This window comes from Micromonospora pallida (assembly GCF_900090325.1).
GTDB classification, from domain to species: Bacteria; Actinomycetota; Actinomycetes; order Mycobacteriales; family Micromonosporaceae; genus Micromonospora; species Micromonospora pallida.
The window spans coordinates 6,074,261-6,096,241 of the sequence record NZ_FMHW01000002.1 but is presented as its reverse complement, the minus strand read 5'-3'; the positions used below and the strand labels follow the sequence as shown (position 1 = coordinate 6,096,241).

The 21,981-nt window shown below is 71.8% G+C and carries 24 protein-coding genes and 1 pseudogene; 20 read left to right on the top strand and 5 right to left on the bottom strand.

What is annotated here, in order from left to right:
- Nucleotides 1-73: 73 nt before the first annotated feature.
- Complete coding sequence (locus GA0074692_RS25680) at nt 74-838, top strand: ABC transporter ATP-binding protein (protein ID WP_091648441.1); 765 nt, start codon at nt 74-76, stop codon at nt 836-838.
- Nucleotides 823-2,514 carry an ABC transporter permease gene (locus tag GA0074692_RS25675; protein WP_091648438.1) on the top strand — a complete coding sequence of 564 codons (1,692 nt, stop codon included), beginning with the start codon at nt 823-825 and terminating at the stop codon, nt 2,512-2,514. Before GA0074692_RS25680 ends, GA0074692_RS25675 begins: the two co-directional genes overlap by 16 nt.
- A gap of 53 nt (nt 2,515-2,567) precedes the next feature.
- Here GA0074692_RS25675 and GA0074692_RS25670 read toward each other — a convergent pair whose 3' ends face one another.
- Nucleotides 2,568-2,822 carry a hypothetical protein gene (locus GA0074692_RS25670; RefSeq protein ID WP_245730453.1) on the bottom strand — a complete coding sequence of 85 codons (255 nt, stop codon included), beginning with the start codon at nt 2,820-2,822 and terminating at the stop codon, nt 2,568-2,570.
- Between the two features lie 129 nt (nt 2,823-2,951).
- Here GA0074692_RS25670 and GA0074692_RS25665 point away from each other — a divergent pair, with 129 nt between their 5' ends.
- The 13 genes and pseudogenes from GA0074692_RS25665 (at nt 2,952) to GA0074692_RS25605 (ending at nt 15,343) form a co-directional block, all read left to right on the top strand.
- The gene (locus GA0074692_RS25665) at nt 2,952-3,479 is read left to right on the top strand and encodes an SRPBCC family protein (RefSeq protein ID WP_091648434.1); all 528 of its coding nucleotides are present in this window, start codon (nt 2,952-2,954) and stop codon (nt 3,477-3,479) included.
- Nucleotides 3,475-4,041: pseudogene (locus GA0074692_RS25660) on the top strand (flavin reductase family protein); the annotation flags it as partial. The gene GA0074692_RS25665 and the pseudogene GA0074692_RS25660, both read left to right, overlap by 5 nt.
- Nucleotides 4,042-4,342: 301 nt before the next feature.
- A complete protein-coding gene (locus GA0074692_RS25655) occupies nt 4,343-4,708 on the top strand; it encodes a DUF485 domain-containing protein (RefSeq protein WP_091654077.1) in 366 nt (121 codons plus the stop codon).
- Nucleotides 4,686-6,359, top strand: coding sequence for a solute symporter family protein (locus tag GA0074692_RS25650; protein ID WP_091648430.1), 1,674 nt, complete (start codon nt 4,686-4,688; stop codon nt 6,357-6,359). Before GA0074692_RS25655 ends, GA0074692_RS25650 begins: the two co-directional genes overlap by 23 nt.
- Nucleotides 6,360-6,527: 168 nt before the next feature.
- Nucleotides 6,528-7,505, top strand: a complete 978-nt coding sequence (locus GA0074692_RS25645; protein ID WP_091648428.1) for an NAD-dependent epimerase/dehydratase family protein — start codon at nt 6,528-6,530, stop codon at nt 7,503-7,505.
- Between the two features lie 76 nt (nt 7,506-7,581).
- Nucleotides 7,582-8,802, top strand: a complete 1,221-nt coding sequence (locus GA0074692_RS25640) for an LCP family protein (protein ID WP_091648426.1) — start codon at nt 7,582-7,584, stop codon at nt 8,800-8,802.
- A gap of 278 nt (nt 8,803-9,080) precedes the next feature.
- Entirely contained in the window at nt 9,081-10,226 is a 1,146-nt protein-coding gene (locus tag GA0074692_RS25635) for an LCP family protein (protein ID WP_483819083.1), read from the top strand.
- Between the two features lie 196 nt (nt 10,227-10,422).
- Complete coding sequence (locus tag GA0074692_RS25630; protein ID WP_091648423.1) at nt 10,423-11,421, top strand: LCP family protein; 999 nt, start codon at nt 10,423-10,425, stop codon at nt 11,419-11,421.
- 73 nt (nt 11,422-11,494) lie between these two features.
- Nucleotides 11,495-11,830 carry a rhodanese-like domain-containing protein gene (locus GA0074692_RS25625; RefSeq protein WP_091648421.1) on the top strand — a complete coding sequence of 112 codons (336 nt, stop codon included), beginning with the start codon at nt 11,495-11,497 and terminating at the stop codon, nt 11,828-11,830.
- A 10-nt stretch (nt 11,831-11,840) separates the two neighbouring features.
- Entirely contained in the window at nt 11,841-12,629 is a 789-nt protein-coding gene (locus tag GA0074692_RS25620) for a glycerophosphodiester phosphodiesterase (RefSeq protein ID WP_091648418.1), read from the top strand.
- Nucleotides 12,630-12,689: 60 nt separating this feature from the next.
- Nucleotides 12,690-13,898 carry a sensor histidine kinase gene (locus tag GA0074692_RS25615; protein WP_091648416.1) on the top strand — a complete coding sequence of 403 codons (1,209 nt, stop codon included), beginning with the start codon at nt 12,690-12,692 and terminating at the stop codon, nt 13,896-13,898.
- A 74-nt stretch (nt 13,899-13,972) separates the two neighbouring features.
- Nucleotides 13,973-14,389: an ATP-binding protein gene (locus GA0074692_RS25610; protein WP_091648414.1), complete on the top strand. Its 417-nt coding sequence runs from the start codon at nt 13,973-13,975 to the stop codon at nt 14,387-14,389.
- A 69-nt stretch (nt 14,390-14,458) separates the two neighbouring features.
- Nucleotides 14,459-15,343: a DUF5926 family protein gene (locus GA0074692_RS25605; RefSeq protein ID WP_091648412.1), complete on the top strand. Its 885-nt coding sequence runs from the start codon at nt 14,459-14,461 to the stop codon at nt 15,341-15,343.
- 81 nt (nt 15,344-15,424) lie between these two features.
- Here the strand turns inward: GA0074692_RS25605 and GA0074692_RS25600 are convergent, their stop codons facing one another.
- On the bottom strand, nt 15,425-16,639 hold the full coding sequence (locus tag GA0074692_RS25600; protein WP_091648410.1) for an arginine deiminase: 1,215 nt from the start codon (nt 16,637-16,639) through the stop codon (nt 15,425-15,427).
- 163 nt (nt 16,640-16,802) lie between these two features.
- Here GA0074692_RS25600 and GA0074692_RS25595 point away from each other — a divergent pair, with 163 nt between their 5' ends.
- The 5 genes from GA0074692_RS25595 to pheA all read left to right on the top strand — a co-directional run bounded on the left by GA0074692_RS25595 (nt 16,803) and on the right by pheA (nt 20,185).
- Nucleotides 16,803-17,543: a hypothetical protein gene (locus tag GA0074692_RS25595; RefSeq protein WP_091648408.1), complete on the top strand. Its 741-nt coding sequence runs from the start codon at nt 16,803-16,805 to the stop codon at nt 17,541-17,543.
- A 164-nt stretch (nt 17,544-17,707) separates the two neighbouring features.
- Nucleotides 17,708-18,166, top strand: a complete 459-nt coding sequence (locus GA0074692_RS25590; RefSeq protein WP_091648406.1) for a hypothetical protein — start codon at nt 17,708-17,710, stop codon at nt 18,164-18,166.
- A 61-nt stretch (nt 18,167-18,227) separates the two neighbouring features.
- Complete coding sequence (locus GA0074692_RS25585) at nt 18,228-18,617, top strand: ACT domain-containing protein (RefSeq protein ID WP_091648403.1); 390 nt, start codon at nt 18,228-18,230, stop codon at nt 18,615-18,617.
- A gap of 28 nt (nt 18,618-18,645) precedes the next feature.
- On the top strand, nt 18,646-19,218 hold the full coding sequence (locus GA0074692_RS25580) for a hypothetical protein (RefSeq protein ID WP_245730452.1): 573 nt from the start codon (nt 18,646-18,648) through the stop codon (nt 19,216-19,218).
- A gap of 10 nt (nt 19,219-19,228) precedes the next feature.
- Complete coding sequence (pheA, locus tag GA0074692_RS25575; protein WP_091654072.1) at nt 19,229-20,185, top strand: prephenate dehydratase; 957 nt, start codon at nt 19,229-19,231, stop codon at nt 20,183-20,185.
- A 75-nt stretch (nt 20,186-20,260) separates the two neighbouring features.
- Here pheA and GA0074692_RS25570 read toward each other — a convergent pair whose 3' ends face one another.
- From GA0074692_RS25570 to GA0074692_RS25560, 3 genes are all read right to left on the bottom strand, one after another.
- Complete coding sequence (locus GA0074692_RS25570; protein ID WP_091648400.1) at nt 20,261-20,980, bottom strand: AIM24 family protein; 720 nt, start codon at nt 20,978-20,980, stop codon at nt 20,261-20,263.
- 93 nt (nt 20,981-21,073) lie between these two features.
- Nucleotides 21,074-21,415 carry a metallopeptidase family protein gene (locus GA0074692_RS25565; protein ID WP_091654070.1) on the bottom strand — a complete coding sequence of 114 codons (342 nt, stop codon included), beginning with the start codon at nt 21,413-21,415 and terminating at the stop codon, nt 21,074-21,076.
- 118 nt (nt 21,416-21,533) lie between these two features.
- Nucleotides 21,534-21,965, bottom strand: coding sequence for an OsmC family protein (locus GA0074692_RS25560; RefSeq protein WP_091648398.1), 432 nt, complete (start codon nt 21,963-21,965; stop codon nt 21,534-21,536).
- Between the last annotated feature and the right edge of the window lie 16 nt (nt 21,966-21,981).

The window sequence follows — 21,981 nt, the reverse complement described above, 5'->3', positions numbered from 1 at the left end:
TCCGACCGGGGGATGACGACGGATCACCCTGTGGCGGGACGGCGGGGTGGCCGGTGACGGATAGTTTCGAGGCATGACTTCTGGGCACCCGGCCCTCGCCCTGCGCGGCCTGGCCAAACGGTTCGACAGCAAGGTGGCGGTGGCGGGCGTCGACCTGGACGTCCCGGCCGGGTCGTTCTACGGGCTGCTCGGCCCGAACGGTGCCGGCAAGACCACCACCCTGTCGATGGCCGTGGGCCTGCTCCGCCCCGACGCGGGTGGCGCCTGGGTGCTCGGGCACGACGTCTGGCGCGACCCGGTCACCGCCAAGCAGCTGCTCGGGGTGATGCCGGACGGCGTCCGCCTCTTCGACCGGCTCAGCGGCGCGGAGCTGCTGGCGTACCACGGTCTGTTGCGGGGCATGGACCCGGCGGTGGTCGACCAGCGCGCGGCGGAGCTGCTCGACGTGCTCGCGTTGCACGACGCCGGCCGGACCCTGGTAGTCGACTACTCGGCCGGCATGAAGAAGAAGATCGGACTGGCCTGCGCCCTGCTGCACGGCCCCCGGCTGCTGGTGCTGGACGAGCCGTTCGAGGCGGTAGACCCGGTCTCGGCGGCGCTGATCCGCGACATCCTGCACCGGTACGTCGTCGGTGGCGGGACGGTGGTCTTCTCCAGCCACGTGATGGAGGTCGTGGAGCGGCTCTGCTCGCACGTGGCGATCCTCGCCGAGGGAACGATCAAACGCGTCGGCACCCTCGACGAGGTACGCGGGCAACGCTCGCTGGAGGAGGTCTTCGTGGAGGTGGTCGGCGGCCGTACCGCGACGGGTGAGGAGTTGTCGTGGCTGTCGCGGTGACGTCACCCACCGAGCGGGTCCGTCCCGTCTCGGCCCGCCACTTCGTCCGGCTCAAGTTGCGGGTGATGGGCAACAACTTCCGGGGTCAGGGCTGGCGGATCGCCCTCTTCGTCGGCGGGGTGGTCGCCGGGCTCTGGTTCGCGGCCATGGGTTTCTTCCTGCTGGCCGCCCCCGGGCTGGCCGGCGAGCCCCGGTACGCGCTGATGGCCGCCGCGTTCGGCGGGGGCCTGCTGGTGCTCGGCTGGCTGCTGCTGCCGCTGGTCTTCTTCGGGGTGGACGAGACACTCGATCCGGCGCGGTTCGCGCTGCTGCCGTTGACCCGGCGCACCCTGGTGACCGGATTGTTCGCCGCTGCGCTGGTCGGCGTGCCGGCAGCGGCGACGCTGCTCGCCACCACCGGGCTGGTGCTCACCTCGGGGGCGCTCGGCGGTTGGGCGGCGGCCCTGGTCGCCGCCGTCGGGGTGGTCGCCGGGCTGCTGCTGTGCGTGGCGGCCAGCCGGGCGGTCACCAGCGCGTTCGCCACCATGCTGCGCTCCCGGCGGGTACGCGACCTGGCGGCCGTGCTGCTGGCGGCGCTCGCCGCACTGCTCGGTCCGTTGCAGCTCGTGGTGATGGCCGCCGTGCAGGACGCCGACTGGGACCGGCTGACCGGGGTGGCCCGGGTGATCGGCTGGACCCCGCTCGGCGCCCCGTGGACGGTCGGCGTCGACGTGGCCGAGGGCCGGGCGTGGACGGTGCCGGTAAAGCTGCTGATCACCGTGGCGGCCATCGGCGCGTTGCTGCTGTGGTGGTCCCGGTCGCTGGAGTCGGCGATGGTCGGGGCGGCCAGTTCCGGTCCGGCGAAGACCCGCAGCGGCCCGGTCGGTGGGGCCGTCGCGCAGCTCTTCCCCCGCGCGGTGGGCTGGGTCCGACGGGACCGGTTCGGCGCCCTGGTGGCCCGGGAGTGCCGCTACTGGTGGCGGGACGCCCGACGGCGGGCCAACCTGATCACGATCGCGGTGGTCGGCATCTTCGTGCCGGTGATGGTCAACGTCGGCGGCTCCAGCTTCACGGTTGAGAGCGGGGGAACGGAACTGGCCGCCCCGAACTCCTCCCCGGTGCTGGTCAGCCTCTCGATGATCTTCGTCGGGGTGCTCGCCTCGATCACCCTGGCCAACCAGTTCGGCTTCGACGGCAGCGCGTACGCGGCCAACGTGGTCGCCGGGCTGCCCGGCCGGCTGGAACTGCGCGCCCGGATGACCGCGTTCTCGGTGTACGTGCTGCCGCTGCTGGCGGTCGTCGCCGTCGTCCTGGCGGTGCTGTTGGACCGACCGGCCTGGCTGGGGCTGATGGCCGGCAGCCTGCTCGCGGCGTACGGGGTGGGGTTGGCGATCAGCGCGTTCGTCTCGGTGCTGGGGGCGTACTCGCTGCCGGAGACGAGCAACCCGTTCGCCGTGAACAGCGGCGCGGGGCTCGCCAAGGGCCTGTTCACCATGGTGGCGATGGTCGGCTCGGCGATCGCCGCGGTCCCGATGGTGCTCGCGGCGGCGCTGCTCGGCGACGTCTGGCTCTGGTTGGCCGCGCCGCTGGGTCTCGGGTACGGACTGGGCGCGGCGTTGCTCGGCGCGTACCTGGCCGGTGACGTGCTCGACAACCGGGCCCCGGAACTGCTGACCACGGTGACCCCGCGCCGCTGACCGGTTCCACCGCTCCGTTGTCGTCGACCGAGTACACGCGCCGGCGGCTCCGCTCAGCGCAGCCGCAGGAAGGCGTACATCACCCGGCTACCGTCGGCGCTGGTGACGTTGACCAGCTCCCATCCGAACTGGGTGAGGTACTCGACGGCCTCCAGGAGTTGGGTGATGGAGCTGGTTCCGAGCCGCGGACGGGCGGCGATCGCGATGTGCCGGTGCGGGTAGCCCCGGAAGTCCACCTCGTTGCGGAGCACGGATTCGGCGAGGACGATGCGGTTGCTGGCGAGCTGCTGCGGTGTCACGAAGCCCATGACCGGCACGATAGAGGCCACTCGCACCCGATGCCGACCACCTGCCGGCCCGCCTGGGCGTCGTCGCTCGGGTCGGTCCCGCCCGGGCCGTCCCGTGCTCGGCTTGGTGGGCGGCGGCACAATGGGTCAATGCCCGTCGTCGAGTCGGTCGCCACCGTCCCCGTACCGCCTGACCTGGCGTTCGCCGTGTCGCAGACCGTCGGGTCGGTGCGCTACCGATGGGACCCGTTCGTCCGCGACCAGCACTTCGCCGACGGGGCGACCCGACCCGGCAAGGGGGTCCGCACCGTCACCCGGTCCCGGCACGGCCTGCTCATGGTCAGCGAGTACGTCTCGTACGCGCCGCCGAGCCACGTGGGGATGAAAATGGTCCGGGGCCCGTGGTTCTTCGAGGTGTTCGCCGGCGGCTGGCGGTTCGCGCCAGGTCCCGAGCCGGGTACCACGGTCGCCACCTGGCGGTACAACTTCCGGTGCCGTCCGGCGTTCCTGCGGCCGGTGGCGGAACGGATCGGGGTATGGCTGCTCGGTCGGGACATCCGCCGCCGGATCGCCGGTTTCGCCGCCGGCTGCGCCGACCCGGTGGTGCTGGCCTCCGCCCGGCCGACGGAAGACGGGCGGACGACGGAAGACGGGCGGCCGGCGGACGGCGGGTGGTGAGGCACGACGGGCCGGCGGGCGGGTCACAATGTTTCACGTGAATCCAGAGCCGGGCGCGGAGATCCACCACGTCGACCCGTTCGCCACGCCGGCCGGGCAGCGTTCGCCGGTCCGCCGACTGCGGGGACGGCTGGCGTCGCCGGTAACCCTGTGGACCGCCCCCGGGCCGGCCGGCCTGACCGTCTCGTCGACCCTGGTCGCCGAGGGGGAGCCGGACCGGCTGCTCGGACTGGTGGACCCGGAGGCCGACCTGTGGGCGGCGATCGAGGAGAGCGGCCGGTTCGCGGTCGCGGTGCTCGGTCCGGCGCACCGGCAACTCGCCGACCGGTTCGCCGGCCTCTTCCCGTCCCCCGGCGGGCTCTTCGCCCTCGATGAGTGGGTGGACACCCCGTACGGGCCGGTGCCAGCGGATGCCGGCGGCTGGGTGGGTTGCCGGCTGGACGGCAGCCGCGAGTTCGGCTGGGCGCTGCTGGTCGAGGCGGCGGTCGAGGCGGTCGAGCTACCCGAGCGGGCCGAACCGCTGCTGCACCACCGGGGCCGCTACCGCACGCTGGCCGACTGACCCCACCCCGGCGGCGTCCCCGATCGCACGCGTGGGGCAGCGGCAGCCGACGGCACCCGGTCCAGCGCGCCGGTCAGGCGGCAGCCCGCGGGGCGCGGTCGAGCGCCGGCCGGCGGCAGCCGCGGCGACCACTCGCCTACGTGACGTACGTCACTCGGCGCACCGGATCGGCCGTTCGGCGCAGCCAGCGACCCGCGCCGATCCTCCCCTTTCCTGGCGGTGAGCACCGTCCCTACGGTGCGCGCAACACCCCACGCCCGCGAAAGGTGGTGATCTACAGATGTCGACGGACTCACCCAAGATTTCGACGGACGCGCCCACGCCCGCCACGACGAGCCACGAGCAGTATCTCGCCGTACAGCGGTCGGACGAGTTCGCCGGTCTGCGCCGCGCGCTGCGCGGTTTCGTCTTCCCGATGACCGTGGCCTTCTTCCTGTGGTACGCGCTCTACGTGATCCTCTCCGCGTACGCGCGGGGATTCATGGGCACGAAGCTCTTCGGCAGCAACATCAACGTGGCACTCGTCTTCGGGCTGCTCCAGTTCGTCTCGACGTTCCTGATCGCCTGGCTCTACGCCCGGTACGCCGACCGCAAGATCGATCCGGTCGCCGACCGGATCCGCGCCGAGATCGGGGAGGTGGGCCATGAGCACGGTCCTCGCGGCTGAGGCGGCCGACACCACCGCCCGCAACCTGACCATCGCCCTCTTCCTGGTCTTCGTGGCGGCCACCCTCGCCATCACCATCTGGGCCAGCCGACAGACCAAGACGGCCACCGACTTCTACGCCGGCGGCCGGTCCTTCTCCGGCTTCCAGAACGGCATGGCGATCGGCGGCGACTACATGTCAGCGGCGTCCTTCCTGGGCATCGCCGGCCTCATCGCCCTGTACGGCTACGACGGTTTCCTCTACTCGATCGGGTTCCTGGTCGCCTGGCTGGTGGCCCTGCTGCTCGTCGCCGAACTGCTGCGCAACTCCGGCCGGTACACGATGGCCGACGTACTGGCCTTCCGGATGCGCCAGCGGCCGGTCCGGACCGCCGCCGCGGCCTCCACCATCACCGTGTCGATCTTCTACCTGCTGGCCCAGATGGTCGGCGCGGGCGCGCTGGTGGCCCTGCTGCTCGGCATCCGGCCGGGAACCACCTTCCTGGGCATGGACGCGGATACCGCGAAGGTCGCCACCATCATCCTGGTCGGCGCCCTCATGATCATCTACGTCACCGTCGGCGGAATGAAGGGCACCACGTACGTCCAGATCGTCAAGGCGTTCCTGCTGATGGGCGGGGCGCTGGTGATGACGCTGCTGGTGCTGGCGAAGTACCAGTTCAACCTGTCCGCGCTGCTCGGCGACGCCGCCGCCTCGTCCGGCAAGGGCAACGCCTTCCTCGAACCGGGACTCCGGTACGGGGTCGAGGTGGCCGGGAACGCCACCCAGACCTTCTACAACAAGGTGGACCTGCTCTCGCTCGGCATCGCGCTGGTGCTCGGCACGGCGGGCCTCCCGCACATCCTGATCCGCTTCTACACGGTGCCGACCGCGAAGGCGGCCCGCAAGAGCGTGCTCTGGGCGATCGGCATCATCGGCACCTTCTACCTGCTCACCCTGGCCCTGGGCTTCGGGGCGGCGGCGCTGGTCGGTGGCGAGGCGATCACCGCGCAGGACAAGGCGGGCAACACCGCCGCACCACAGCTCGCCGAGGTGCTCGGCGTGGACTTCCTCGGCGGTGACCTGGGCGGCGCGGCCCTGCTGGCGATCATCGCGGCGGTGGCCTTCGCCACCATCCTGGCGGTGGTGGCCGGACTGACCCTGGCCTCGTCGTCGAGCCTCGCGCACGACTTCTACGCCAACGTCATCAAGAACGGCCAGACCTCCGAACGGCAGGAGGTCCGGGTCGCGCGCCTGTCCGCCCTGGTCATCGGCGCGGTGTCCATCCTGCTGTCGATCTACGCGCAGAACCTGAACGTGGCGTTCCTGGTCGCGCTCGCCTTCGCGGTGGCCGCCTCGGGCAACCTGCCGGCGATCCTCTACAGCCTGTTCTGGCGGCGGTTCAACACCTCCGGGGCGGTCTGGGCCATCTACGGCGGCCTGCTCTCGGCGGTCCTGCTGGTCTTCTTCTCCCCGGTGGTGTCCGGTGCACCGACCTCGATGTTCCCGGAGCACGACTGGCAGTGGTTCCCGCTGTCCAACCCGGGGATCCTCTCCATCCCGTTCGGGTTCTTCTGCGGCTGGCTCGGGACGGTGATCTCGAAGGAGCGCGACGAGGAGAAGTACGCCGAACTGGAGGTCCGCGCGCTGACCGGGGCGGGCGCCCACTGACGGAGTCCGCGACGAGCCGGTCCGGCGGCATCCCGACCTGGGAGGTGCCGCCGGACCGGTCACGGGGTCTGCGGACGGAGGTCGTCGCCGGTCCGCCGGGGGACATCGTCGATGTCGTCCCGCTTGTCGATACGGCGTGACGCGGTGCCGCTGAGTAGGCTAACCGGTATGAAGGTAGCTCCCCGTTTCGGCGCCGGTCACCGAGTTCTCGTCACCGGCGGTGCCGGTTTCGTCCCGTCGCACCTGGTCGACGTGCTGCTCGACCGGGGTTGCACGGTGGTCGCGGTGGACAACTTCGTCACCGGGTCCAAGGAGAACGTCGCCCACCTCGCCGAGCGTCCCACCTTCACCCTCGTCGACGCGGACGTCTCCGACGGTCTGCCGACCCACCACCCGGCGCTGGCGGAGCGCTTCGACGCGATCCTGCACATGGCCTCCCCGGCCAGTCCGACCGACTTCACCAGCCTCCCGATCGAGATCCTCCGGGTCGGCTCGGTCGCCACGCTGCACCTGCTGGACCGGGCGGTCGCCGACGGGGCCCGGTTCCTGCTGGCCTCCACCTCCGAGGCGTACGGCGACCCGAAGGAGCACCCGCAGCGGGAGACGTACTGGGGCAACGTCAACCCGATCGGTGTCCGCAGCGTCTACGACGAGGCCAAGCGGTTCGCGGAGGCGGCCACCATGGCCTACCACCGGTTCCACGGCCTGGACGTCGGCATCGTGCGGATCTTCAACACGTACGGCCCCCGGATGCGGCCGGACGACGGGCGGGCCATCCCCACCTTCATCGCCCAGGCGCTGCGCGACGAGCCGATCACCGTGCACGGGACCGGGGCGCAGACCCGTTCGATCTGCTACGTCGACGACCTGGTGCGCGGCATCCTGCTGCTGCTCGACTCGACCGAGACCGGGCCGATCAACTGTGGAACCGAGCACGAGATGTCGATGCGCCAGCTCGCCGAGTTGATCGTGGCGCTCTCCGGCAGCAGCTCGGAGGTGACCTATGTCACCCGGGCCGCGGACGACCCGGAGATGCGGCGGCCGGACCTCTCCCTGGCCCGGGAGGTGCTCGGCTACGAGCCCCAGGTCTCCCCCGAGGACGGCCTCCGGCGCACGATCGACCACTTCCGGAAGCGGTTGGGCTGATTTCCCGCACAGGTTCGGCGGCCGGCTGAGCGTCACCTGAAGGCGTGACTGGCTCCGGTTCCGTACCCTGAGTTACATGTCAGCGACTTCGTCAGCCGGTCTCCCGCTCCCGTACCTGCACTGGGGCTCCGCCGGGCGTGCCTCGGTCCCGGGCTCCGACCCGGACCGCCGGTACCCCCCGGCCCGGCCGGGCGACGATCGACACCCGGCCGACGCCGCACCCCGTCGGGCCGGCGCCGGACCGGCCGGTCCTCCCGGGCCAGGTGGCCCCGGTCGTCCCCCTCGCCCGGGCCCCCGTCCGCGCTGGGGCCGGATCGCGCTGGTCGCCGGGGTCGCCGTACTGGTGCTCGCGCTCCTCGGTGGCATCGGCGCCTGGGTCTACGCCCGGGGTCTGGACAAGGACCTGGCCCGCACCGACCCGTTCTCGGAGATCACCGGCGACCGGCCGGCCAAGGCGGTCGACGGCGCGCTCAACATCCTGCTGGTCGGCAGCGACTCGCGGGACCCGGACGCCCCGATCGACCAGTCCAGCAAGTGGCGGGCGGACACCATCATCGTGATGCACATCCCCTCGAACCACGCCGAGGCGTACCTGGTCTCCATCCCCCGCGACCTCTACGTGCCGATTCCCGAGAGCGCGAACGCGGAGTGCGGGACCGGCCAGCGCGCAAAGATCAACGCGGCTTTCGCCTTCGGTGGTCTCCCGCTGGCGGTCCGGACGGTGGAGTGCTTCACCGACGTGCACCTGGACCACGTGATGGCGGTCGACTTCGCCGGATTCAAGCAGGTCACCGACGCGCTCGGCGGGGTGGACCTGCCGGTGGAACGGACCGTCACCTCGATCCACAAGCCGTACCGGACGTTCACCAAGGGCGTGAACCACATGAACGGGGCCGAGGCGCTGGACTGGATCCGCCAGCGTAAGCAGTTCCCGGACGGCGACTTCGCCCGGATGCGGCACCAGCAGGAGTTCCTCCGGGCGCTGATGGACAAGGCGGCCAGCAGCAACACGCTGACCAGTCCCCGCAAGCTGAACGCCTTCCTCAAGTCGACGACCGACGCGGTGACCGTGGACGAGGGGTTCTCCCTGGCAGACATGGCGGTGCAGTTCCGGAAGCTGCGCGGCGAGAACCTCACCTTCGTGACCAGCCCGCACCTGGGCAGCGAGACGATCGACGGCCAGTCCGTGGTGGTCTCCGACCGGGAGAAGGCGCTGGCGATGTACCGGGCGATGGCCGGGGACCGCATGGCCGAATGGGTCAAGGCGAACCAGCCTGCCAAATCCAACGGCGGCTGACGCTTCGACCGACGTCAGCACCGGTCGGCGGCCGGGACGCCTTAACGGACGTTCCGGCCGCCGACCGGTTTCTCGTATGTCAGCCGTTCGGTCAGCAATCGGCGACGACGGCGGGTAAAACGTGAAATGGCGGCGAGATGAACTCGCCAGATCGAGGGTGGATCCGTAAAGTGGTCCCGCCCCCGATATCGCGAGCTGGAGTACGCATGCCGGTGCAGACCCGCCGTCGCCCTCCGTCGTCGCGGGAACCCGCCCCTGCCGGCCGGGCTTCCGCCTCAGTGGTTCCGCCGTCCCGCCGGGGTGGCGGCCGTGGTACGGACACATCCCCGAAGCGGAAGCGGCGCAAGGACCCGCTCTGGGCCCGACTCACCGTGGTCGTCGGCGCGGTGCTGATGATGACCAGCGGTGCGGCGATCGTGGGGAGCAAGGCGCTGATCGGTCAGGCGACCGGGAGCATCTCCCAGCAGAACCTGCTCGGCGACGCGGGCAAGAGCAACGCCGAGGGTGGCGACACGCTCGAGGGCCCGATCGACATGCTGCTGCTCGGCGTGGACGCCCGGGCGACCTGGGCGGCCGACGACGTCCGGGCGGACAGCATCATCATCCTGCACATCCCGGCGACGCACGACCAGGCGTACCTGATCTCGATCCCCCGGGACACCGAGGTGCAGATCCCGCCGTTCAAGAAGACGGGCTTCGGCGGCGACACCACCCTGATCAACGCCGCGTTCCATTACGGGGCCCGTAACGGCGGCGGCTGGGAGGGCGGGGCCCAGTTGATGGCGCAGACCATCAAGAACGCGACCGGGGTGAGCTTCGACGGCGCGGCGATCATCAACTTCGGCGGGTTCAAGAAGGTGATCGACGCCCTGGGCACCGTACGCATCTGCGTCGCCCAGGAGGTCACGTCGATCCACATGTCGTACGTCGACGGCAAGCCGATGTGGAACGCGGACGCCAAGAAGACCGGCAAGAAGAGGACCCCCGTGCTGCACAAGAAGGGCTGCCGGGAGATGGAGGGCTGGGAGGCCCTGGACTACTCCCGCCAACGGAAGACCCTGGCCAACGGCGACTACGACCGCCAACAGAACCAGCAGCAGCTGATCAAGGCGATGGCCAAGAAGGCGATCAGCGACGGTGCGATGACCAACCCGCTGAAGCTGAGGAAACTGCTCGACGCGGCCGGCGACACGCTCATCATCGACACCGGTCGGGCGGAGATCGCGGACCTGGTCTTCACCATGCGCGGGGTCACCGACAACGAGTTGACCATGCTGCGGACGAACAACGGCACCTTCCACGTCAACGAGCACGGCCGGGAGTCGCTCAGCCCGCTGACCATGGACATGTTCAAGGCGGTCAAGGAGGACAAGCTCGCCGAGTTCGTCTTCGCCAACCCGGGCGTCCTCTCCACCCGGAAGTGACCCGGGGCGCCAGCGCGGGCTCGGCCGGCGGTAGCGACGAGCGCGATCGGGTCGAGCCAGCCCGGGTCAGATCCGGTGGATCGGGCGAAGGCCACACATGACGCGAAACACCCTCGTAGCCTGAGGTGAGCAGGGCTCGTCTCAGGCCAACGGGGGAGGCGTCACGTCCAGGTCAGCGCGGACCGGGTCGGGGCCGATGGGCACCGGCGCGCCGCACTGGGCTCGTACGCTGGTCGGCGTCGGTCTCGCGCTGGCCGTGGTCGCGGTGGCCGCCCTGATCGGCGTACGGGCCCTCACCGAACGCTACGACAGCTCGGTGGCCCGGGGGCAACTGCTCGACGACGATGCCCGCCGGGACCGAACCGACCCGGACGGCCCGCTGAACTACCTGCTCGTCGGCTCCGACCGGTTCCGTGGCGCGGACGACGCCGACCAGCGCTCGGACACCATCCTGATCGTGCACCTGCCCGCCGGGCTCCGTCAGGCGTACCTGGTCTCCGTCCCCCGTGACCTGCTGGTCGCCATCCCGCCCGCGCCGAACGGGTACCGCGGCGGCCAGGACAAGATCAACGCCGCGTACGACCTCGGGGGCGGGGGTGCCGGCGGCGCCCGGCTGCTCTCGGCCACCCTGCACCGGCTCACCGGGCTCGAGTTCGACGGTGCGGCCGTGGTCGACTTCACCGGACTCCGTCGGGTGATCGACCTGCTCGGCGGCGTCCGGATGTGCGTCGACACCGAAGTCCGGTCGGTGCACACCGGCACCGTCTTCGCTCCCGGCTGCCGGCAGATGGACGGGGCCGCCGCGTTGGACTACGTCCGGCAGCGCTACGACCTGCCCGACGGCGACTACGACCGGCAGCGGCACCAGCAGCAGTTGCTCCGGGCAATGCTCGACCGGGCTGGACAGACCAACCTGCTGGGCGATCCGCTCCGGCTCGACTCGCTCATCCGGGCGGTGGGCGACTCGCTGACCGTGGACACCAACGGCGTACCCCTGGAGGACCTGGTCCTGGCGCTGCGCGCGCTCCCCGCCGACGGGCTGGTCGGCGTCCGGGTGCCCTCGTCGCCGCAGCTCATCGGCCAGGTGTCGTACGTCGTCCTGGACGACGGTGGCAACGCGCTCTTCGCGGCCGTCCGGGCCGCACGGATGGCACCGTGGGCCGCCGCCAACCCGCGCTGGGTGAACCGGCTCTGACGCCCGTGCGGCGCGCGGCCACCGGGCCCCGGGGGTGCACCCACGCGGAACGATCGGGGTCTAACCTTTACCCGTGTTCGGACCCCAGATTCCCACCGTGACCGTGAACGAGATCACCGACGCCACCTACCTGCTGGACGTGCGGGAGGACGGCGAGTGGGCGGCGGGGCATGCCCCCGGCGCGCACCACCTGCCGATGATGGAACTACCCGCCCGGCTCGCCGAGGTGCCCACCGACGTCGACGTCGCGGTGATCTGCCGGTCCGGCGGTCGATCGGGGCACGTCGTCGCGCACCTGGTGCAGAACGGGTGGGACCGGGTCCGCAACGTCGAGGGCGGGATGCAGCAGTGGGCCGCCGCCGGCCGTCCGGTCACCACCGACAGCGGGGCACCGGGTCAGGTCGTCTAGGCCGACGGGGATGAGCGCACCACTGGTCTTCGCCCACCGGGGTTCCTCAGCCGTGTTGCCCGAGCACACCCTCCCGGCGTACCTGCGGGCGATCGAGGAGGGTGCCGACGGGCTGGAGTGCGACGTCCGGCTGACCCGGGACGGGCACCTGGTCTGCGTGCACGACCCACGGCTGGACCGGACCAGCAACGGGCACGGCCGGGTCAGCACCCGGACCCTCGCCGAGCTGGACGCGCTGGACTTCGGCTCCTGGCACCCGGGCTGCGGACCGCTCGACGCCGACGAGCCGGTCGACCCGGCACGCACCCGGCTGCTCACCCTGGAGCGGCTGCTCGACGCGGTGCTCGCGGCCGGCCGACCGGTGCGGTTGCTGGTGGAGACCAAGCACCCCACCCGGTACGGCGGGGACGTGGAACGGCGGCTGGTCGAGCTGCTGCGCCGGTACGGCCTCGCCGAGCCCGGCCCGGACGACCCGGTACGGATCACCGTGATGTCGTTCTCGCCGCTGGCGGTGCGGCGTACCCGGGAACTCGCCCCGGCGCTGCCGACCGTCCTGCTGCTGGACAGCCTGCCGGCGTGGCTGCGCGCGGGCCGGCTGCCGTTCGGCGCCCGGGTCGCCGGGCCCGGCATCGCGCTGGTCCGGGCCCGACCGCAGCTGGTCCCCGCGTTGCGCTCCGCCGGCAACCAGGTCTACGTCTGGACGGTCAACGAACCGGACGACCTCGACCTGGTCCTCAACGCCGGGGTGGACGGCATCATCACCGACCGACCCGCCCTGGCCCTGGCGCGGCGTGGCTGAACCGCGCGTCGTACCAGGTCCGGGGTGTCCAGAATCCGAGTGAAAGGACACACTCTGGGGATGCCGGAGCGACCCGACTACGCCGCTCTCATCGCCGGCCACAACGCCGTCGTCGAAAGGATGAACTCGGGCTACACCGGGTTACCTGTGCTCACCCAGTTGCTCGAGGTGGCCCAGCCCGCGCTGGGCGCGGCGGGCATGGCGTTCGTGGAGTTCACCCCGGCCGGCGGCCGGGTGATCGCGGCGACCGGCGCCGCCGAGTGGGCGGTCGGCTGGCCGCTGTCCCCCGCCGACCCGACCACCGCCTGCCTGCTGCACGGCCCGCGGGTGCAGCGCATCCGGGTCGACCGGTTCACCGGCAACCTGGTCGAGGAGCTGACCCGGCGAGGGCTCCGCTGGCTGGTCGCCGCGCGGGCCGAGACCGGTGGACGGTCGGTCGGGAGCCTGCACGCCCTGCATCCGACGGCGGACGGGGAGGTCACCGACGAGAGCGCGGTGATCGGGTACCTCGCCTCCTGCGTCGCGCAGATGTACGGCGACCGGACCGGGCTGCCGGTGCCCGGGGACGGGCCGGTGGCGCCCGCGCTCGCCGACCAGGAGCGGGACCTCTTCGTCGCGGTGACCAGCCACGAGCTGCGCACCCCGGTCACCGTCATCAAGGGGTACGCGAACACCCTCACCGACCACTGGGACTCCCTCACCGACGCGGACCGCCGCAGGGCGGCCCGGGTGATCGGCCAGCGGGCCAACGAGCTGGCCCGCCTGGTCGACCGGCTGCTCTCCTCCGCCACCGACCTCGGGCCGGGCGCAGACACCCCGGCGACCGCCCTCGACCTCGCCGAGGCGCTCCGGTCGGCGGTCACCGACCTGCCCACCGGGCTGCGCCAGCGGATCGTCCTGGCCCTGCCCGCCGACCTGCCCCGGGCGCTCGGCGACCGGGTCGACCTGGCGACGGTCCTGGCCGAGCTGACCACCAACGCCGACAAGTACTCCCCACCCGGCTCCCCGATCGAGATCAGCGCTGACGCGGACGAGCGGACCGTGGCGTTCCGGGTGAGCGACCGGGGCATCGGCATCCAGCCGGAGCATGTCGAACGGGCCTTCGAGCGGTTCTGGCAGGGCGAGTCGGGGGACCGGCGGCGCTACCCCGGGGCGGGGCTCGGTCTCTATCTCGTGCGCCGTCTCGTGGAACGGCGGAACGGGTGGGTATCACTACGGCCGAGGACGGGTGGAGGTACCGTCGCAGAGGTGCGGCTGCCGCGCGGGTGAGGTCCCACCTGCCGCGGGGTACGCGGCGAGGAGGCACGGGCGTGTCGGTGAGGTTGACGGAGCGATCCTGGTGCGTGGTGGTGCCCCACCACGCGAGTGGAGCGCGCCTCGCCCGGCACCGGCTGGCCGCCGTGCTCGCCGAGGACGTACCGCCGGCCCTGCTCGCCGATCTGGTGGCGGTCCTCGCCGAGCTGGTCGGCAACGCGGTCCGGCACGCCGACCCCCTACCCGGCGGAGTGGTCCGGGTGGCCTGGCGGTTGCGGTCGGAGGACGCCGGGCAGCACGTCCGGATCCGGGTGACCGACGGCGGGGCGGCGGCGCCGCCGCAGATGCGGGCCGCCGGGCTGGACGCGGCCGACGGACGCGGGCTGCACATCGTCGCCGGGCTGGCGAGCCGCTGGGGAGTCGACCGCGACGGCCTCGGGCAGAGCGTCTGGGCTGACTTCGACCCGACCGGCGCGGCCCGGGACGATCTCGTCGCCGCCGGGTGAGGCCTCGTCGCTGCCGGGTGAGGCCAGGCGATCCACATCCGGGCCGTTCGGCCTCTAGGCTGTCTCGCCGTGAGCAAGCGTCGAAAGAACCAGCGGACCGCCGACGACACCCCGAAGCGGGAGAAGGTGCGGGACGTCTTCGTCCCACGCCCGTTCGAGGGACTGACCGACGAGCCGGAGTGGATCGCCCTGCGCGAGCTGGTGCCGGCCGCGTCCGCGCCGCTGCGCCTGACGCCCGCGCTGGTCGAGGAGTACGGCGACCGTCCGGTGATCCTGGCGACGGTGCTGCCGATGGCCACCCCGGCCATGACCAAGCCGGACGGGCGGATCTTCATCGGGCTCCAGCGGCACCTGCAGTCCGGTGACGTCTCCCGCGACCTGGCGGAGGCGCTGCTCTGCGCTCTGCGTACCGAGCCGGGCCGGTCGGTCCCGGTACCCCCGCTGCCCGGCCCCGGCCCCCGGCTCCAGGACGTCCTGGTCGACGGGCCGTTGGAGGTCAGCATGCACGACGGGTTCGAGTTCTGGCTCGACCCCGGCGCCGGCGACGACCCGAACGTGCAGGCGTCGTTGGAACGCGCCAACGCGGCCGTCTACCCGACCGTCAAGCTCTCCGCCGCCCGCGCCGCGTACTGGTGCCAGGTGCCGGAGAAGGCGCACGTGCGCTGGGTCCTTCCCGACGACGAGGACGCCGCCCTGGACACGTTGGCGCGGCTCGGTGCGGCCGGCACCCTGACCCTGGGCGAGGAAACCCGGTTCGCCGGCATGTTCCGGGCGCACGGTCGGCTGGTGCCGGTCTGGGACCTGCCCGGCGAGCCGCCCGCCGCCGAGTGGGAGGAGCCGCTGGCCCAGTTCGCCAAGCGGTACGCCGAGGCGCTCGCCGACCGGACCCCACTGGACGCGGCCGGCCGCCGGGCCCGCCAGGGCCTGCTCGGCCGTCAGTTGACGCTGCGCTGAGTCGAGCTGCCCTTCCTTCCGGGTGTTTGCAGGGGACCCTTACTACCGTTTTTTGATGAGGAAGGGTCCCCTGCAACCACCTCAGCCGGGCAGCGGCAGCGGGTCGCGGACCAGCGGGCAGGACATGCAGCGCGGTCCGCCCCGGCCCGAGCCCAGCTCGGATCCGGCGATCGGGATCACCTCGATGCCGGCCCGTTCGAGCTGGGCGTTGGTCTCGACGTTGCGCTCGTAGCCGACGCAGAGCCGGGGTGCCAGGGCGAGGGTGTTGTTGCCGTCGTCCCACTGCTCGCGCTCGGCGGTGACCGGGTCCAGCCCGGTGTCGATCACCCGGAGGGTGTCGAGGTCCATCGCGTCGGCCGCCGCACGCAGGAACGGAGCCGGCCCGTCCACCTGCGGCTCGCCGTCCGGGCCCGGCACCACCGTGTACGCCGACAGCGTGTGGGCGACGTTCGGGTACATCAGCACGGCGTCGACGTCGACCATCGTGCAGACGGTGTCCAGGTGCATGGTGGCCCGCTCCTGCGCGATCGGCACCACCAGGATGGTGTGGGCCAGTCCGGCGGCGAAGACCCTCCGGGCGAGGCGTTCCGCACCGGCGGGCGTGGTCCGCTCGCCCACCCCGACCGCCAGTACGCCGGGCGCGAGCAGCAGCACGTCGCCACCCTCGACGTGTTCCAGCCCCGGCTCGTAGACGAACCGGGAGTCGGCGAAGCGGGGGTGGTACCGGTAGATCGCCTCGGTCAGCGAGGTCTCCCGGCGCCGGGCCGGCATGGCCAGGCTGGTCACCCCGACCCGGTCGCGGATCCACAGCGACGAGTCGCGGGTGAAGAGCAGGTTCGGCAGCGGGTCGATGACGAAGTCGTGCCGGTCCATGAGCGTGTAGACCAGCCCGCCGGGGCGGTCCCCGCTGGTCCGCAGTTCCTCGTGGGCCAGGCCGGCGACGAGCACGTCGGCGAGGGCAGCCGGATCGAGGTACGCGAGGTGGTCGGCGACCCGCTGGCGCAGCGTGTCACCGAGGCGGCGGTCCCGGAGCACCTGGTCGGTCAGCTCCGTGCGGGCCTCCGCGACGGCCAGGGTCTCGGCCAGTAGGGTGGCGAGGTACAGCACCTCCACCCCACGCTCACGCAGGGCGGCGGCGAAGGCGTCATGCTCCTCCTGCGCCCTACCCACCCATGGGATAGCGTCGAACAGAAGTGAGTCGTTGTTGCGGGGGGTGAGTCGCGCAAGTTCGGGGCCGGGCCGGTGCAGAAGCACGGTGCGGAGCCGGCCGACCTCACTGTCCACGTAGTGGGCCACCCACGCAGCCTAGGCCAGTGGTTGACGGCATCCGGGAAAAGAGAAGGGCATGAATGTGGCATTCATCCACACTCACTCCGGTGCTGCGACTTGCCGACCTACCGGTCTAGCCACGTAGGGTAGTGAGGACATAACTTCGAGGGACCTTTTGCCGGAGGTCGCGATGTCTGTGTTTCCCGCACGTCGAGCCGTATCCACCAGTCGGGCACTGCCGCCCAGGGGGGTTCCACAGTCTCAGGCCGAGGCCCCCGGCCTCCCCGCGCCGACCCGGCCTTCGCCGTTCGGCTGGGCGCGTCGTCGGCGCGCCGAGAAGGGCGCCCGCCGCCTGGAGGCCGCAGGAGCCCGCGCGCTCGGCCAGCTCGACACCCTCGGGCCGGCCTGGCACGTGATCGAGTGGCCGCGGGCGGACCTGGCCGACACGCTCCTCGACCCGGTCCAGGACGACCGTGCCGGGTTCCTCGCCATCGGCCCCAGCGGGCTGTTCGCGATCAGCATCGTCGACCACGGCCGCACCCGTGTGCTCGTAGCCGGGGACGTCGTCCAGATCAATGGCAAGCGCCCGCCGTACGTGGCGGAGGCTCGCCGGGACGCCAAGCGGGCCGGCCGGGTGCTCACCAAGGCGGTGGGCAAGACCATCCCGGTGACGCCGGTGCTGGCCTTCGTCGGATCTGGCGACATCAGCGTCTACGGCCTGCCGAAGGACATTCTCATGGCCACGCACCGCGAACTGGACCGGCTGCTCATTGCCGGCGGGGCACGGATCAGCCCGGCCACCGCCGAGAAACTCGCGCAGGTCGCACGGCACCCGGGCACCTGGACCGACGGCACGTACCGTCCAACCGCCGACTACCGGTGGTACGACCAAAGCCGAATGGCCGCTGACAAGCGAGCCAACCACCGGTAACGTCACCGGCGACGCCACGCGGCCGGATCCGCCACTGGCCCGCGTCGTCGCCGGTACATCCGCTGGCTGCACCCGCGCCACCGGCGATTCGGTGGCTTCCGCGGGTTGCCGGTGGGCGGCGGCCAGCCAGTGTGGACAGCCCGGCGATGCACAGAGGAGGCTCGGTGGCCCACGTCGAACTCTCGCTTTCGGACGTGTTCGTGCCGGCGGCACGAACCCCGACAGAGCCCGGGTTCGGCAACTTCGAGCAGTGGTTGACCACCGTCTCCCGGGCGCTGGAGCCCTGTTTGCTCATCGATCTGGAGACCAAGGTCGCCGCGGTGTCGACCTCTGGTTGCGAGCTGCTCTGCCTGGGCACGCCGGGCGAGTTGATCGGGCTGCCGCTGCTCCACGGCGGGCTGCGCCTGCTGGACTTCACCGCCAACCGGGGCGAGCTGACCGAGCAGGAGGTGGACAAGATCCCCCCGCTGCTGGCGCTCTCCTCCGGCCGACTCGCCCGTGGCCTGCTCCGGGTGCAGGCCACCCGCGCGGACACGCCGGACGCCACCGTCGACGCCATCTCCACACCGGTGCTCGCCGACGGCGTTGTCGCCGGTTCACTCACCTTCTTCTCCGGGGTCTGACCGGCGACGACGCGGCGGAACGTCGTATCCCAGGGCCTCCTGGACGTCGTAAGGTGCCCTCATGCTGGATATCGCTCTGCTGCCGGGCGAGTACGCGGTGTGTCGACTGACCGCCGGTGCCGCTCTCCCGCCCGCGCTCTGGAGCGACCTCGGCACCAGACAGGTCGTCTCGGTCAGCTGGTCGGCCGACGGCGTCTCGCTGATCTGCCCGGCGGACCGGGTGCCCGGCGACGCCCCGATGGAGACCGCCTGGCGATGCCTGCGCGTCGTCGGCCCGCTGGAACTCCCGGTGACCGGGGTGCTGGCCGCGCTGGTCGGCCCGCTCGCCCAGGCCCGGGTCAACATGGTGGTCTTCTCCACATACGACACCGACCACCTCCTGGTGCCGGCGGTACGCCTGACCGAGGCGGCGGCCGCCCTGAGTGGAGCCGGTCACCGGTTCGTCGACTGACTTCACCCGGGGCCCGTCGCGTCCTACCATGGGCAAGGCCCTCCGTCGAACGACGTCCACCTATATCAAGGACCGGTTCGTGCCCACCACGCTCTCCCGGCTGCTGGCATTCAGCCTGCTGACCGTCGTACTCGGCGGGTGCGGGGCTCCTCCTGAACTGGAGCAGCAGTCGACCAGCCGACCGTCGCCCACTGCCGCCCCGCCCGCCACGGTCTCCCCCGGTCCGCCCACCGGCGTGCCGCTGGCGCCACCAACCGCGCTGCCGACCACCCCCGACTCCTCGGGCATGGTCGCCACCCCCTGCCGCAACGGCCCCTCGGGCCAGCAGGTCCTCCGGCTGGTCCGCGACTCACCCGGGGCGCTGCCCGGCGGCTCCGGGGTCCGCGTACGCAGCGGGCCGCTCTGCGCGGACGACTGGCAGTACACGGTGCTCACCGTCTCCGGCTACGAGGACCTGAGCGTGGTCACCCGGGGGCGACCCGGCTCGCTGCGATTGGTGACCGCCGGCACGGACGTCTGCACGATCGAGGTACGCACCGCCGCGCCCACCGGGATCCGGACTCTCACCTGTGACGGCACGGGCGGCATGGCGGGTGCGTAGGCTGGTCGGCATGCCGGGAACACCGCCGACCCGTTTCGTCTACCTCGGCCCCGAGGGCACCTTCGCCGAGCAGGCGCTGCGCACCGTCCCCGCCGCCGAGCGCGGCACCCGGACGCCTGCCCGCAGCGTCGGCGAGGCGCTGGACAACGTACGGGCGGGGGAGGCCGACGCCGCCCTGGTGCCCCTGGAGAACTCGATCGGCGGCGCGGTCGGCGTGACCCTCGACGAGATGGCCGAGGGGGACCCACTGGTGATCACCCGGGAGGTGGTCCTGCCGGTGGAGTTCGTCCTCGGCGCCCGCCCCGGCACCGCCCTCCACGACATCCGTAGCGTGGCGGCGCACCCGCAGGCCTCCACCCAGTGCCGCAACTGGCTACGTGGCCACCTGCCGGACGCGACGGTGGTGGACGTCCTCTCCAACGGCGCCGCCGCCGGTGGGGCTGCCTCCGGCGAATACGACGCGGCTATCTGCGCCCCGATCGGCGCCGCCCGGCACCGGCTGGCGGTACTCGCCAACAAGATCGCCGACCACCCGGACGCGGTGACCCGGTTCGCGCTGGTCTCCCGGCCCGGCCCACCGCCCCCGCCCACCGGCGACGACCTCACCTCGCTGGCCGTCTACATCGCCCACGACCGGGTCGGCGCGCTGTTGTCGGTGCTGATGGAGCTGGCCGTACGAGGGGTGAACCTGACCCGGATCGAGTCCCGCCCGACCGGCGAGGCGCTCGGCCGGTACGTCTTCTTCCTCGACTGCGCCGGCCACGTCGCCGACGTCCGGCTCGGGGAGGCGCTGCAGGGGCTACGCCGGGTCTGCGCGGACGTCCGCTTCCTGGGGTCGTACCCCCGGCACCGGTTCGGCGACGGGTCGGGGGACCGGCCGGTCCCGGCACCGGCCGGACTCTCCGACGCCGACTACGCCGACGCGGCAGCCTGGCTGTCCCGCATCCGCGCCGGCACCCTGCCCTGACCCACGGCCCGGCCCGGGTGACCTGCCGGAGGGGCCCCTCCGGACGCGGGTGCCCCTGCGGGCACCCGCCCGGGATCAGCTCAGCAGGCCGCCGAGCAGTCCGTTCTGCTGCTGCTGACCGCCGCTGCCCTGGATCGGGGGCTCCTCGGAGGGCTGCACGACCACGAAGCCCTGGCCGGCGAAGCTCATCGTGAACGCCTCCCCGGTGGTCCGACCGAGCAGGGTGCCCAGGCCGAGCTGCTCGGCCCGGTGGTAGCCGGTCTGGAGGCTCGCCGACCAGCAGACGGCGGCCTGCGGGTCGACGTAGGTCGGGGCGTCGACGTTGAGCACCACCGGCGTGCCCTTGGTGGTGATGGCGATCCGGCCGTACCCGCTGAAGACACAGTTGAACAGGCCGGACGCGGCCATCCCGGTGCCGCCGACCATCTTGATGTCGTACTGGAGGGTCGAGTCGAAGGCCAGCACGCTGGAGCCGTTGATGGAGAGCGCGTCGCCGGGCTCGAGGTCGATGATGTGCACGTCCTTGGCGAAGTCGGCGAGGAAGACGTCGCCCCGGCCGGAGAGCTTCATCAACGGGACGCCCTCGCCGGTGAGCTTCTGCTTGAGGAACTTACCGAGGCCACCGGAGCCGAGCGCCTGGAACTGCACCTGTCCCTGGTACGCGACCATCGAGCCGACGCGGGCCATCGCCTCGCCGTTCAGCTCGATCTTCAGCATCTTGGAGTTCTGCAGCCGCATGCCGGGCTGAGCGGACTCCTTCTCGAGGTTCTCGGCGGAGAACAGCGCGCTGCGCATGGGTCTTCCTCCTGGTTCGGGGTTTCCTGGTGGAGGGTAGGGGACCACCGCAACCGTCCCGCCGGCCGGTGGCGGGTCCTCCCGAACTCCTGGTCAGCCCCAGCCCAGCTCGTGCAGCCGGTCGTCGTCGATGCCGAAGTGGTGGGCGATCTCGTGCACCACGGTCACCGCGACCTCGTCGACGACGTCCTCGTCGCTGTCGCAGATGCGCAGGATCGGCCGGCGGTAGATGAGGATGCGGTCCGGCAGGACGCCGGAGTAGTCCCAGCCCCGCTCGGTCAGCGCGTGCCCCTCGTAGAGGCCGAGCAACTCCGGTTCGCCCGGCGGTGAGTCGTCCTCGACCAGGATCACCACGTTGCTCATCAGGGCGAGCAGTTCCTCGGGCACCTCGTCGAGGGCCTCGCCGACCAACTCCTCGAAGCGCTCGCGACTCATCTCGACCGGCACGCGACCATTCTGCCGCAACCGGCGACCCCGGTGACGCCTCCGCCTCAGGCCGTCGGCGGGACCCCCGTCCCCGCCGACGGCCGTCAGGTGCGGGCCACCCAGGAGGTCAGGAGGCCAGGCGGGCGGTGAGGCTGATCTCGGCACCCGGGGAGAGCAACCGGGAGATCGGGCAGTTCCGCTTGGCGGTCTCGGCCAGCTCGGTGAACGTCGCCTCGTCGATGCCGGGAACCCGCCCGGTGGTGTCCAGGTCGATCCGGGTGATCGTCATGCCGGCATCGGTCTTGTCGAAGTGCACCTTGGCGGTGGTCTCCACGGAGGTGCCTGGCGTACCGGCGTCGGCGAGCGCCTTGGAGAGGGCCATCGAGAAACAGGCGGCGTGCGCCGCGCCGACCAGTTCCTCCGGGTTGGTCCCTTCGCCCTCCTCGAAACGCGACTTGTACGAGTAGTTCCCCTCGTACCCTCCCTGCCCGGTGCGGAGCGTGCCGGCGCCCTCGGTCAGGTTGCCCTGCCAGCGTGCGGATGCGGTTCGGATAGGCATAGCCCGACGCTATCCG